This is a genomic window from Enterobacter sp. ku-bf2 (assembly GCF_001742765.1).
Classification (GTDB): Bacteria; Pseudomonadota; Gammaproteobacteria; order Enterobacterales; family Enterobacteriaceae; genus Enterobacter; species Enterobacter quasiroggenkampii.
Genome location: NZ_MDVW01000002.1, coordinates 74,845 through 87,931, shown reverse-complemented (window position 1 = coordinate 87,931; position 13,087 = coordinate 74,845). Strand labels below are relative to the sequence as shown.

Here is a 13,087-nt window from a genome sequence, read left to right as displayed (position 1 = left end):
TTACCTCGCGAGCATAAAACGCGTGATATCGCGCATCCGGCACAATAAGAGAGATGACAATGACATCGTTACGACACACAGCTTTGGGTCTGGCACTGGGTCTGGCTTTTGCGACGAACGCAATGGCTGTGACGACCATTCCGTTCTGGCATTCCATGGAAGGGGAGTTGGGTAAAGAAGTTGACTCCCTGGCGCAGCGTTTCAACGACACCCATCCGGATTACAAAATTGTGCCGGTGTACAAAGGTAACTACGAGCAGAGCCTGAGCGCGGGCATCGCCGCCTTCCGTACCGGCAACGCGCCTGCACTGTTACAGGTTTATGAAGTGGGCACCGCCACCATGATGGCCTCCAAAGCTATCAAGCCGGTGTATGAAGTGTTCAAAGAGGCGGGTATCAACTTTGATGAATCCCAGTTTGTGCCGACCGTAGCGGGTTACTACACCGATTCCAAAACCGGACATCTGCTGTCTCAGCCGTTTAACAGCTCCACGCCGGTGCTGTACTACAACAAAGACGCCTTCAGGAAAGCCGGTTTAGACCCGGAGCAGCCGCCAAAAACCTGGCAGGACCTGGCCGAATACACCGCGAAGCTGAAAGCGGCGGGGATGAAGTGCGGCTACGCCAGCGGCTGGCAGGGCTGGATCCAGATTGAAAACTTCAGCGCCTGGCACGGCCTGCCGGTGGCGACCAAAAACAACGGCTTCGACGGCACCGATGCGGTACTGGAGTTCAACAAGCCGGAGCAGGTGAAGCACATTGCGCTGCTGGAAGAACTCAACAAGAAGGGCGACTTCAGCTACTTCGGGCGTAAAGACGAATCCACCGAGAAGTTCTATAACGGCGACTGCGCCATTACCACCGCCTCGTCCGGCTCTCTGGCGGATATCCGTCACTACGCCAAATTCAACTACGGCGTGGGCATGATGCCGTATGACGCTGACGTGAAGGGCGCGCCGCAGAACGCCATCATCGGCGGGGCGAGCCTGTGGGTGATGCAGGGTAAAGACAAGGGCACCTATAAAGGCGTGGCCGAGTTCCTCGACTTCCTGGCGAAGCCGGAAAACGCTGCCGAATGGCACCAGAAGACCGGCTACCTGCCGATCACCAAAGCCGCGTATGACCTGACCCGCGAGCAGGGCTTCTACAGCAAGAACCCGGGCGCGGACATCGCGACGCGTCAGATGCTGAACAAGCCGCCGTTGCCGTTCACCAAAGGCCTGCGCCTGGGCAACATGCCGCAGATCCGCACCATTGTGGATGAAGAGCTGGAAAGCGTGTGGACCGGGAAGAAAACGCCACAGCAGGCGCTGGATTCCGCAGTAGAGCGCGGGAATCAGCTGCTGCGCCGCTTTGAGCAGTCGACGAAATCGTAATTCAAACCTGCCCCTCACCCCGGCCCTCTCCCCAAAGGGGCGAGGGAGAAAAGACGGCTCCGTGCAGTCCCCTCTCCCCTCTGGGGAGAGGGTTAGGGTGAGGGGTGAATACCTACAGAGCTAACCTATGTCATCATCCCGTCCGGTGTTCCGTTCCCGCTGGCTGCCGTACCTGTTGGTCGCGCCTCAGCTGGTCATCACCGTTATCTTCTTTATCTGGCCTGCGGGCGAAGCGCTGTGGTACTCGGTACAAAGCGTCGATCCGTTTGGGCTCTCCAGCCAGTTTGTCGGGCTGGACAACTTTACCGCGCTGTTCCATGACAGCTACTACCTGGACGCCTTCTGGACGACGATGAAGTTCAGCGCGCTGGTCACCGTCAGCGGCCTTGTCGCCTCGCTGTTTTTCGCCGCGCTGGTGGACTACGTGGTGCGCGGCAGTCGTATTTATCAGACTCTGATGCTGCTGCCGTACGCCGTGGCGCCCGCCGTCGCTGCCGTACTGTGGATTTTCCTGTTTAACCCCGGTCGCGGGCTGATTACCCATTTCCTGGCAGAGTTCGGCTACGACTGGAACCACGCCCAGAACAGCGGTCAGGCGATGTTCCTGGTGGTGTTCGCCTCGGTGTGGAAGCAGATCAGCTATAACTTCCTGTTCTTCTTTGCCGCGCTGCAGTCCATTCCCCGTTCGCTGGTGGAGGCCGCCGCGATTGACGGCGCAGGGCCTATTCGTCGCTTCTTCAGACTGTCGCTGCCGCTGATCGCCCCGGTGAGCTTCTTCCTGCTGGTGGTTAACCTCGTGTACGCCTTCTTCGACACCTTCCCGGTGATCGACGCGGCGACCGCGGGCGGTCCGGTGCAGGCGACGACCACGCTTATCTATAAGATCTACCGCGAAGGTTTCGCCGGGCTGGATCTCTCCGCCTCCGCCGCGCAGTCGGTGGTGCTGATGTTCCTCGTCATCATCCTCACGGTGGTGCAGTTCCGTTATGTCGAAAGTAAGGTGCGCTACCAATGATTGAGAACCGTCGCGGGCTGACGATTTTCAGCCATACCATGCTGATTCTGGGGATTATCGTCATCCTGTTTCCGCTGTACGTGGCCTTTGTCGCCGCCACGCTGGACACCAAAGCGGTGTTCGACACGCCGATGACGCTGATCCCAGGCACACATTTGTTCGAGAATATGAAGACCATCTGGACCCAGGGCGTGGGCGCCAACAGCGCGCCGTTCTGGCTGATGATGCTCAACAGCTTCATCATGGCGTTCGGCATTACGGTCGGCAAAATTACGGTGTCGATGCTCTCGGCCTTCGCCATCGTCTGGTTCCGCTTTCCGCTGCGCAACCTGTTTTTCTGGATGATTTTTATCACCCTGATGTTGCCGGTGGAGGTGCGTATCTTCCCGACGGTGGAAGTGATCGCCAACCTGAAGATGCTCGACAGCTACGCGGGCTTGACCCTGCCGCTGATGGCCTCGGCGACCGCCACCTTCCTGTTTCGCCAGTTCTTTATGACCCTGCCGGACGAGCTGATTGAAGCGGCGCGCATTGATGGCGCATCGCCGATGCGCTTCTTCCGCGACATCGTGCTGCCGCTGTCGAAAACCAACCTTGCGGCGCTGTTTGTGATCACCTTTATCTACGGCTGGAACCAGTACCTGTGGCCGCTGCTGATTATTCAGGACGTCAATCTCGGCACCGCCGTGGCGGGCATCAAAGGCATGATTGCCACCGGCGAAGGCACCACCCTCTGGAACCAGGTGATGGCGGCGATGCTGCTGACCCTTATCCCACCCGTAGTCATTGTTTTAGCCATGCAGCGCGCGTTTGTCCGCGGCCTGGTCGATAGCGAGAAATAAGATGGCAGGTTTAAAACTTCAGGCAGTAACCAAAAGCTGGGACGGCAAAACCCAGGTGATTCAGCCGCTCACGCTCGACGTGGCGGACGGGGAGTTTATCGTGATGGTCGGCCCGTCCGGCTGTGGTAAATCCACCCTGCTGCGCATGGTGGCGGGGCTGGAGCGCGTGACCTCCGGGGATATCTGGATTGACCGCCAGCGCGTCACCGAGATGGAGCCGAAAGACAGAGGCATCGCGATGGTCTTCCAGAACTACGCTCTCTATCCGCACATGAGCGTGGAGGAGAACATGGCCTGGGGGCTGAAAATCCGCGGCATGGGCAAAGGCCATATCGAGGAGCGCGTGAAAGAAGCCGCCCGCATTCTGGAACTGGACGGCCTGCTCAAGCGCCGCCCGCGCGAGCTCTCCGGCGGCCAGCGCCAGCGCGTAGCGATGGGGCGCGCCATCGTGCGCGACCCGGCGGTATTCCTGTTCGACGAGCCGCTGTCTAACCTCGACGCCAAGCTGCGCGTGCAGATGCGTCTTGAGCTGCAGCAATTGCACCGTCGTCTGAAAACCACATCGCTGTACGTTACCCACGATCAGGTCGAAGCCATGACCCTCGCCCAGCGCGTGATGGTGATGAACAAAGGCGTTGCCGAGCAGATTGGTACCCCGGTGGAAGTCTACGAGAAACCAGCCACCCGCTTTGTGGCGAGCTTTATCAGCAGCCCGGCGATGAATCTGCTGGAAGGGCGCATCAGCAGCGCGGGCTCGCACTTTGAGCTGGAAAGCGGGATGGCATTGCCGATCAACTGGTACTATCGTGGCTACGCCGGGCGTAAGATGACGCTCGGTATCCGCCCGGAACATATCGGTTTAACCACTCAGGCGGAAGGCGGCGTGCCGCTGGTCATGGACACGCTGGAGATGTTGGGTGCAGATAACCTGGCGCACGGGCGCTGGGGCGAACAAAAAATGGTGGTGCGTCTGGCACATCAGGAGCGCCCTAAAGCAGGCAGTACGCTGTGGCTACACCTGCCGGAAAATCATCTGCACCTGTTTGACGGTGAAACAGGACAACGAGTATGAGCAACTGGCCTTATCCCCATGTCGTCGCCCACCGGGGCGGCGGTAAGCTGGCGCCGGAGAATACCCTGGCGGCGATCGACGTTGGCGCGCGCTACGGCCACACGATGATCGAGTTCGACGCCAAGCTGTCGAAAGACGGCGAGATTTTCCTGCTGCATGACGATAACCTCGAACGCACCAGCAACGGCTGGGGCGTCGCGGGCGAGCTGCCGTGGCGCGATCTGCTGAAAGTCGACGCCGGAAGCTGGTACAGCGGCGAATTCAAAGGCGAACCGCTGCCGCTGCTGGCGGAAGTGGCCGATCGCTGTCGCCAGCACGGCATGATGGCCAATATCGAAATTAAACCGACCACCGGCACCGGGCCGCTGACGGGCAAAGTCATTGCCCTTGCCGCGCGTGAGCTGTGGGAGGGGATGACCGCACCGCTGCTGTCATCATTTGAAATCGATGCGCTGGAGGCCGCACAGGCCGCAGCGCCGGAACTGCCGCGCGGACTGCTGCTGGACGAGTGGCGCGAGGACTGGTGCGAGCTGACGACGCGCTTAGCGTGTGTCTCTATTCATCTTAATCACAAGCTGCTGGATGAGGCGCGGGTGAAGATGCTGAAAGACGCGGGCCTGCGTATTCTGGTTTACACCGTCAATAAACCCCAGCGTGCGGCCGAACTGCTGCGCTGGGGCGTGGACAGCATCTGTACCGATGCGATTGACCTGATCGGCCCGGACTTTAGTTCTGCGGATTAAGCATACTGCCATTCGACTGCGGCGGCAGCATATGCTGCTGTCCGCTGCCTGACGAGGTCATCCCACCTAACATTCCGCCGTTTTTGTTCGGCAACGGCTGCTCGCGCACCTGCCCCTGCTGCACGCGCTGGGTATTGGCGTTCATCTGATTTTGCAGGCTTTGTTGCTGCATCTGGGTCTGCGTTCTCAGTTGCTGATTCAGCATCCCTTTTTGCTGCTGTTGCTGGCTCATCATCTCGGTCTGCATACGCTGCTGGCTCGGGATGACATACCCCTGCTGGTTCGGGTTATTCATGGTGTTGAGTGGCTGTGCGAGCGCGGCAAAGGGGATCAGCGCCGTAAGAATCAATAAGCGTTTCATTGTCATTTCCTCCTTTTGAGGTCTCTCTTAAGTTTACCCTGATTTCACCATGACGATGATTTTTTAGGAGTTGTGAACCAGGCTTAAGCGGGGAATATGGATCCCTTCACCTGGAGAACAATAATGATGAAACCAACGTTTTTGCGCTGGGTCGCCCTCGCCGCGCTGATGGCAGGCGGTACATTTAGCGTGGCGGCCAACCCGCCCGCGGCGCCTCCGGTCTCTTACGGCGTGGAGGAAGATGTTTTTCATCCCGTGCGGGCAACCCACGGCATGGTGGCATCCGTGGATGCGCTGGCGACCCGCGTGGGCGTCGATATTCTCAGGCAGGGCGGTAACGCGGTGGATGCGGCGGTCGCCGTGGGCTATGCGCTGGCGGTGACGCACCCGCAGGCGGGGAACCTGGGCGGCGGTGGCTTTATGATGCTGCGTACCAAAGACGGGAAAACCACCGCTATCGACTTCCGTGAAATGGCGCCTTCTCAGGCGTCACGGGACATGTTCCTCGATGACCAGGGGAACCCGGACAGTAAAAAATCCCTGACCTCGCATCTCGCGTCCGGCACGCCGGGCACCGTTGCGGGCTTCTCGCTGGCGCTGGAAAAATACGGCACGATGCCGCTGAACAAGGTGGTACAGCCTGCTATCAAGCTGGCGCGGGAGGGCTTTGTGGTGAATGACGCGCTGGCAGACGACCTCAAAACCTACGGCAGCGAAGTGATTCCGAATCACGAAAACAGCAAGGCCATCTTCTGGAAAGACGGTGAACCGCTGAAGAAGGGCGATAAGCTGGTGCAGAAGAACCTCGCTAAAAGCCTGGAGTTGATTGCGGAGCACGGTCCTGACGCCTTCTACAAAGGGGCGATTGCCGACCAGATTGCACAAGAGATGCAGAAGAACGGCGGACTCATCACCAAAGCGGATCTGGCGGACTACAAGGCGGTAGAGCGCGAGCCGATTAGCGGCACCTACCGCGGATACGAGGTCTTCTCCATGCCGCCGCCGTCTTCCGGGGGCATTCACATCGTGCAGATCCTCAACATTCTTGAAAACTTCGATATGCACAAGTTCGGCTTCGGCAGCGCGGATGCCATGCAGATAATGGCGGAGGCGGAAAAACGCGCCTACGCTGACCGCTCGGAATATCTCGGCGATCCGGACTTCGTGAAGGTGCCGTGGCAGGCGCTGACCAACAAGGCGTACGCCAAATCCATTGCCGATCAGATCGACATCAACAAGGCTAAGCCGTCGAGCGAGATCCGCCCCGGCAAGCTGGCGCCGTATGAAAGCAACCAGACCACCCACTTCTCGGTGGTGGATAAAGATGGTAACGCGGTGGCGGTGACCTATACGCTCAACACCACGTTTGGCACCGGGATTGTGGCGGGTAACAGCGGCATTCTGCTGAATAACGAGATGGATGACTTCTCTGCCAAGCCGGGCGTGCCGAACGTCTACGGGCTGGTCGGCGGCGATGCGAACGCGGTAGGGCCGAAGAAACGTCCGCTGTCGTCCATGTCGCCCACCATCGTGGTGAAAGAGGGCAAAACCTGGCTGGTAACCGGTAGCCCGGGCGGCAGCCGGATTATCACCACCGTATTGCAGATGGTGGTGAACAGCATCGACTTTGGGATGAACGTCGCCGAAGCCACCAACGCCCCGCGTTTCCACCACCAGTGGTTGCCGGACGAGCTGCGCGTCGAGAAGGGCTTTAGCCCGGACACCATTAAACTGCTTGAGCAGCGTGGGCAGAAGGTGGCGGTGAAAGAGGCGATGGGCAGCACCCAGAGCATTATGGTGGGGCCGGACGGAGCGCTGTTTGGCGCATCAGATCCGCGTTCGGTGGATGATTTGACGGCGGGGTATTGATTATTCCCCTCACCCTAACCCTCTCCCCATAGGGGAGAGGGGATTGCACGGTGCGGTCTTTTCTCCCTCGCCCCTATGGGGAGAGGGCCGGGGTGAGGGGAGTGTGTCACTTCATTCTCGCCATATAATACGCGTCCACATATTCGCCGTTGCGCAGGGCAAATTTCTTGCCGGTCCCTTCGATTTCAAAACCAAAATTTTTATAGAGGGCAACTGCCGCGGGGTTATCGGCAAAGACCGTCAGTTCGATACGTTCAATGCGCAACCAGTTGTCACACAGGTTGATCATCTCGCTCATGAGCCTGCGGCCTACGCCGCGTCCCTGCATATCCGCAGCCACGCTGATGCCGAATGTGGCAACATGGCTGCGACGCGGGTTTTCCATTACGTCCAGCGCCATATGTCCAATAACGCGCTGGTCCAGACAGGCAACGAGATGGCGCCGGCCTGGTTTTGTCGCAACGCGTTCGTGCCACATTTCCATAGAAGGATGAGGGAGCTGTAGCGTGTCGTGATACACATCAGGATGCGACATGATGTCACGTAAAGCTTCTGCATCGCTGGGTTCGATGTGGCGTATCACTATCTCACTCATTCCTTGTTCCTCAGTCAGTTAAACGTCCCTTCCAACATCAATGACTTTAAAATTTGAGTCAACCGCTATTTTTTGCAAAAAGTATTGGACAAGTGCGAATGAGAATGATTATTATTGCTCTGCATTCAGGAAGACCCCTACGGGAACCTGAAAGCACGACATTGCTCACATTGCTTCCAGTATTACTTTAGCCAGCTTTTAGCTGGCTTTTTTTTTGTTATGGTTAGACTCAGTAACCTTCCAAAAGGACTGAGCTATGACACTACATTGCGCATTTATTGGATTTGGTAAAAGTACGACCCGCTATCACCTTCCGTATGTTCTTAACCGCAAAGACAGCTGGCATGTGGCCCATATCTACCGCCGCCGCGCGAAGCCGGAAGAGCAATCTCCGCAGTATTCCCACATCCACTTCACCAGCGATCTCGATGAGGTGCTTAACGACCCACAGGTGAAGCTGGTGGTTGTCTGCACCCACGCCGACAGCCATTTTGACTATGCCAAACGCGCGCTCAATGCGGGTAAAAACGTGCTGGTAGAAAAGCCGTTCACCCCGACTATTGCCGAAGCGAAAGAGCTGTTCGCGCTGGCGAAAAGCAAAGGCCTGACCGTCACGCCGTATCAGAACCGTCGCTTTGACAGCTGCTTCCTGACGGCGAAAAAAGCGATTGAAAGCGGCAAGCTCGGCAACATCGTGGAAATCGAAAGTCACTTCGATTACTACCGTCCGGTGGCGGAAACGCAACCCGGACTGCCTCAGGATGGTTCGTTCTATGGTCTGGGCGTGCACACCATGGACCAGATCATCTCCCTGTTTGGCCGCCCGGACCACGTGGCGTATGACATTCGCAGCCTGCGCAACAAAGCCAACCCGGACGATACCTTCGAAGCCCAGCTGTTCTACGGCGATCTGAAGGCCATCGTCAAAACCAGTCACCTGGTGAAAATCGACTACCCGAAATTTATCGTTCACGGCACTAAAGGTTCGTTTATCAAATACGGTATCGACCAGCAGGAGACCAGCCTGAAGGCCAATATCATGCCGGGTGAACCAGGCTTTGCCGCGGACGATTCCGTGGGCGTGCTGGAGTATGTGAACGACGAGGGCGTGACGGTCAAAGAAACGCTGAAGCCGGAAACCGGCGACTATGGCCGCGTCTATGATGCGCTGTTTGAGACCCTCACAAACGGCATGGCGAATTACGTCAAGGAATCTGACGTTCTGACCAACCTCGAAATCCTTGAACGGGCCTTCGAACAGGCTTCTCCTGCCACGATAACCCTCGCAAAATAAGCAAAAACGGCTCCTCTGCACTTGTTCACAATTTTTGAACAGAGGAGTCAATTTTCACCCTCTATGATCCCAGGCCGTTTGCGTCCACACTTACTCCATCGAAACGAACTGAGGGTGAAAACAATGATCTACTTACGCAAAGCAAACGAACGTGGTCACGCGAATCATGGCTGGCTGGACTCATGGCATTCATTCTCGTTTGCCGACTACTACGACCCGAACTTCATGGGCTTCTCCGCACTGCGCGTGATTAACGACGACGTGATTGATGCAGGCCAGGGCTTTGGTACCCACCCGCACAAAGACATGGAAATCCTGACCTATGTGCTGGAAGGCGCGGTTGAGCACCAGGACAGCATGGGCAACAAAGAGCAGGTTCCGGCGGGCGAGTTCCAGATTATGAGCGCGGGTACCGGGGTGCGTCACTCTGAGTACAACCCAAGCAAAACGGAAAAACTGCACCTGTATCAAATCTGGATCATTCCAGAAGAGACCGGCATCACGCCGCGCTACGAGCAGCGCCGCTTCGACGCGAAACAGGGTAAACAACTGGTGCTCTCCCCGGATGCGCGTGAAGGCTCCCTGAAAGTGCATCAGGATATGGAGCTGTACCGCTGGGCGCTGGCGAAAGATGAACAGTCCGTGCATCAGATTGCCGCTAACCGCCGCGTCTGGATCCAGGTGGTGAAAGGCGACGTGTCCATCAACGGGACCAAAGCGACAACCGCCGATGGTCTGGCCATCTGGGACGAGCAGGCGATCTCCGTGCACGCCGACAGCGAAAGCGAAATTCTGCTGTTTGACCTGCCGCCGGTGTAATAAAACATAAATAAATCCCCATCCTTCCCTTTGACAGGGGAAGGATGGGCTTTGTCCGTGGTAAACTGAGCAAATCTCTCACTTCAAGATTTCTCAGGACGATGAAAAAGAAACGCCCCGTACTTCAGGATGTCGCCGATCGCGTCGGTGTGACCAAAATGACGGTCAGCCGTTTTTTACGTAACCCGGAACAGGTTTCCGTGGCGTTACGTGGCAAGATTGCCGCTGCCCTTGATGAACTGGGTTATATCCCCAACCGCGCGCCCGATATTCTCTCCAATGCGACCAGCCGCGCGGTGGGCGTTCTGCTTCCTTCTTTGACCAACCAGGTTTTCGCAGAAGTATTACGTGGAATTGAAAGCGTCACCGATGCGTTTGGCTACCAGACCATGCTCGCCCACTACGGGTACAAGCCGGAACTCGAAGAGGAACGTCTTGAATCGATGCTTTCCTGGAACATTGACGGCCTGATTTTAACCGAACGAACCCACACTGCCCGCACGCTCAAAATGATTGAAGTGGCCGGTATTCCGGTCGTGGAGCTGATGGACAGCCAGTCGCCGTGCCTCGACATTGCCGTGGGGTTTGATAACTTCGAAGCGGCGCGTCAGATGACGGCGGCCATCATCGCCCGCGGGCATCGTCATATCGCCTATCTGGGTGCGCGTCTTGATGAACGTACTATCATCAAACAGAAGGGATACGAGCAGGCGATGCTCGACGCGAACTTAACCCCGTACAGCGTGATGGTGGAGCAGTCCTCTTCCTATACGTCGGGTATTGAGCTGATGCGTCAGGCGCGACGCGAGTATCCGCAACTGGACGGTATTTTCTGTACCAACGATGACCTTGCGGTCGGCGCAGCATTTGAGTGTCAGCGTCTGGGGCTGAAGATCCCTGATGATATGGCGATCGCCGGTTTCCACGGCCACGATATTGGCCAGGTGATGGAGCCGCGTCTGGCGAGCGTCCTGACGCCGCGTGAACGTATGGGCCGTATTGGCGCAGAACGCCTGCTGGCGCGCATTCGTGGCGAGACGGTGACCCCGAAAATGTTAGATTTAGGTTTCACCTTGTCACCGGGTGGATCTATTTGAACTGACAAATTTGAAGTAGCTCACACTTATTCACTTCGCGCACGTTTGGATATTGCTTCTCTTTTGCCCCAGCAGGACAATGTTACCGATAACTGTTACCCGTAACAATTGACTGAGGGACACCCTTTGAGCACGACTAATCACGATCACCACGTCTACGTCCTGATGGGCGTTTCCGGTAGCGGGAAATCAGCCGTGGCCAGCGAAGTGGCGCATCAACTCCAGGCTGCGTTTCTTGATGGCGACTTCCTCCATCCGCGCAGCAACATCATGAAAATGGCCTCCGGCGAGCCGCTGAACGATGACGACCGCAAACCGTGGTTGCAGGCGCTGAATGACGCCGCGTTCGCGATGCAGCGCACCAACAAAGTCTCCCTGATCGTCTGCTCCGCGCTGAAAAAAACCTATCGCGACCTGCTGCGCGACGGCAACCCGAACCTCTCTTTCATCTACCTGAAAGGGGATTTCGAGGTGATTGAAAGCCGCCTGAAGGCGCGCAAAGGTCACTTCTTCAAAACCCAGATGCTGGTAACGCAGTTCGAAGCGCTGCAGGAACCGGGTGAAGACGAGAAAGACGTCTTAGTGGTTGATATCGATCAGTCACTGGAGGGTGTTGTTGCCAGCACCATCGAGGTCATTAATAAAAGGCAGTAAGTTTTGAGTACATTAACGCTAGTTTTGACAGCAGTGGGTTCGGTATTGCTGCTGCTGTTTTTAGTGATGAAGGCGCGTATGCACGCCTTTGTTGCTTTGATGGTGGTTTCTATTGGTGCTGGTCTCTTTTCCGGTATGCCGCTCGACAAGATCGCCGCGACGATGGAAAAAGGGATGGGCGGTACGCTGGGCTTCCTGGCGATTGTGGTCGCGCTGGGCGCGATGTTTGGCAAGATTTTGCACGAGACGGGTGCGGTCGACCAGATTGCCGTCAAGATGCTGAAATCCTTTGGCCACAGCCGTGCGCACTACGCGATTGGTCTGGCCGGTCTGATTTGCGCGCTGCCGCTGTTCTTCGAAGTGGCCGTTGTGCTGCTGATAAGCGTCGCATTCTCTATGGCGCGCCATACCGGTACTAACCTCGTGAAGCTGGTCATTCCGCTGTTTGCGGGCGTGGCGGCGGCTGCGGCGTTTCTGCTGCCGGGACCCGCCCCGATGCTGCTGGCATCCCAGATGCACGCCGACTTTGGCTGGATGATTCTGATTGGCCTGTGCGCGGCAATCCCGGGGATGATTATCGCCGGCCCGCTGTGGGGCAACTTCATCAGCCGTTACGTTGAGCTGCACATTCCGGATGACATTACCGAGCCGCACCTGGGCGAGGGCAAAATGCCATCCTTCGGCTTCAGCCTGTCGCTGATCCTGCTGCCGCTGGTGCTGGTGGGTCTGAAAACCATCGCTGCGCGCTTTGTGCCGGTGGGGTCCACTGCCTACGAGTGGTTTGAGTTCATCGGTCACCCGTTCACGGCGATCCTGGTGGCGTGTCTGGTGGCGATTTACGGCCTGGCGATGCGTCAGGGGATGCCAAAAGACCGGGTGATGGAGATCTGCGGTGCGGCGCTGCAGCCTGCGGGGATTATCCTGCTGGTGATCGGTGCAGGCGGCGTGTTCAAGCAGGTGCTGGTGGATTCCGGCGTGGGCCCGGCTCTGGGTGAAGCGCTGACCGGGATGGGCCTGCCGATTGCGGTGACCTGCTTTGTGCTGGCTGCGGCGGTACGTATCATCCAGGGTTCTGCTACCGTGGCGTGTTTAACCGCCGTGGGTCTGGTGATGCCGGTGATTGAACAGCTGAACTACTCCGGTGCCCAGATGGCTGCGCTTTCTATTTGTATCGCGGGTGGTTCGATTGTGGTCTCTCACGTTAACGACGCCGGCTTCTGGCTGTTCGGTAAGTTTACCGGCGCCACCGAAGCGCAAACCCTGAAAACCTGGACGCTGATGGAAACCATCCTCGGCACGACGGGTGCAATTGTCGGGATGATTGCCTTTACGCTGCTCAGCTAAATGCGG

General features: G+C 57.4%; 13 protein-coding genes. 11 read left to right on the top strand and 2 right to left on the bottom strand.

Annotated elements, in window-relative coordinates:
- The first annotated feature begins 59 nt into the window (after positions 1–59).
- The 5 genes from ugpB to ugpQ all read left to right on the top strand — a co-directional run bounded on the left by ugpB (position 60) and on the right by ugpQ (position 5,048).
- Entirely contained in the window at positions 60–1,376 is a 1,317-nt protein-coding gene (ugpB, locus tag BFG58_RS09230; protein WP_008500103.1) for a sn-glycerol-3-phosphate ABC transporter substrate-binding protein UgpB, read from the top strand.
- A 127-nt stretch (positions 1,377–1,503) separates the two neighbouring features.
- Positions 1,504–2,391, top strand: a complete 888-nt coding sequence (ugpA, locus tag BFG58_RS09225) for a sn-glycerol-3-phosphate ABC transporter permease UgpA (RefSeq protein ID WP_032650577.1) — start codon at positions 1,504–1,506, stop codon at positions 2,389–2,391.
- Complete coding sequence (gene ugpE / locus BFG58_RS09220) at positions 2,388–3,233, top strand: sn-glycerol-3-phosphate ABC transporter permease UgpE (protein ID WP_013099125.1); 846 nt, start codon at positions 2,388–2,390, stop codon at positions 3,231–3,233. Before ugpA ends, ugpE begins: the two co-directional genes overlap by 4 nt.
- A gap of 1 nt (position 3,234) precedes the next feature.
- Positions 3,235–4,305, top strand: coding sequence for a sn-glycerol-3-phosphate import ATP-binding protein UgpC (locus BFG58_RS09215; protein ID WP_069719703.1), 1,071 nt, complete (start codon positions 3,235–3,237; stop codon positions 4,303–4,305).
- Positions 4,302–5,048 (top strand): glycerophosphodiester phosphodiesterase, encoded by a 747-nt coding sequence (gene ugpQ / locus BFG58_RS09210; protein ID WP_069719702.1) that lies wholly within the window; start codon positions 4,302–4,304, stop codon positions 5,046–5,048. Before BFG58_RS09215 ends, ugpQ begins: the two co-directional genes overlap by 4 nt.
- Here the strand turns inward: ugpQ and BFG58_RS09205 are convergent.
- Positions 5,032–5,409, bottom strand: a complete 378-nt coding sequence (locus tag BFG58_RS09205; RefSeq protein WP_045328887.1) for a DUF2756 family protein — start codon at positions 5,407–5,409, stop codon at positions 5,032–5,034. The two genes, ugpQ and BFG58_RS09205, sit on opposite strands and share 17 nt — an antisense overlap.
- A gap of 123 nt (positions 5,410–5,532) precedes the next feature.
- Between BFG58_RS09205 and ggt the strand changes: the two genes are divergently transcribed.
- A complete protein-coding gene (ggt, locus tag BFG58_RS09200; protein WP_175430170.1) occupies positions 5,533–7,278 on the top strand; it encodes a gamma-glutamyltransferase in 1,746 nt (581 codons plus the stop codon).
- Between the two features lie 106 nt (positions 7,279–7,384).
- On the opposite strand, the gene yhhY is transcribed toward ggt, so the two are convergent.
- Positions 7,385–7,873 carry an N-acetyltransferase gene (yhhY, locus tag BFG58_RS09195; protein ID WP_021242744.1) on the bottom strand — a complete coding sequence of 163 codons (489 nt, stop codon included), beginning with the start codon at positions 7,871–7,873 and terminating at the stop codon, positions 7,385–7,387.
- Between the two features lie 256 nt (positions 7,874–8,129).
- Between yhhY and BFG58_RS09190 the strand changes: the two genes are divergently transcribed.
- The 5 genes from BFG58_RS09190 (at position 8,130) to gntU (ending at position 13,081) form a co-directional block, all read left to right on the top strand.
- Complete coding sequence (locus BFG58_RS09190; RefSeq protein ID WP_069719701.1) at positions 8,130–9,167, top strand: oxidoreductase; 1,038 nt, start codon at positions 8,130–8,132, stop codon at positions 9,165–9,167.
- Between the two features lie 123 nt (positions 9,168–9,290).
- On the top strand, positions 9,291–9,986 hold the full coding sequence (locus BFG58_RS09185; RefSeq protein ID WP_021242746.1) for a pirin family protein: 696 nt from the start codon (positions 9,291–9,293) through the stop codon (positions 9,984–9,986).
- 101 nt (positions 9,987–10,087) lie between these two features.
- Complete coding sequence (gntR, locus tag BFG58_RS09180; protein WP_021242747.1) at positions 10,088–11,083, top strand: gluconate operon transcriptional repressor GntR; 996 nt, start codon at positions 10,088–10,090, stop codon at positions 11,081–11,083.
- 126 nt (positions 11,084–11,209) lie between these two features.
- Positions 11,210–11,737: a gluconokinase gene (gntK, locus tag BFG58_RS09175; protein WP_008503362.1), complete on the top strand. Its 528-nt coding sequence runs from the start codon at positions 11,210–11,212 to the stop codon at positions 11,735–11,737.
- 3 nt (positions 11,738–11,740) lie between these two features.
- Positions 11,741–13,081 (top strand): gluconate transporter, encoded by a 1,341-nt coding sequence (gene gntU / locus BFG58_RS09170; RefSeq protein ID WP_014833577.1) that lies wholly within the window; start codon positions 11,741–11,743, stop codon positions 13,079–13,081.
- Positions 13,082–13,087: the final 6 nt, after the last annotated feature.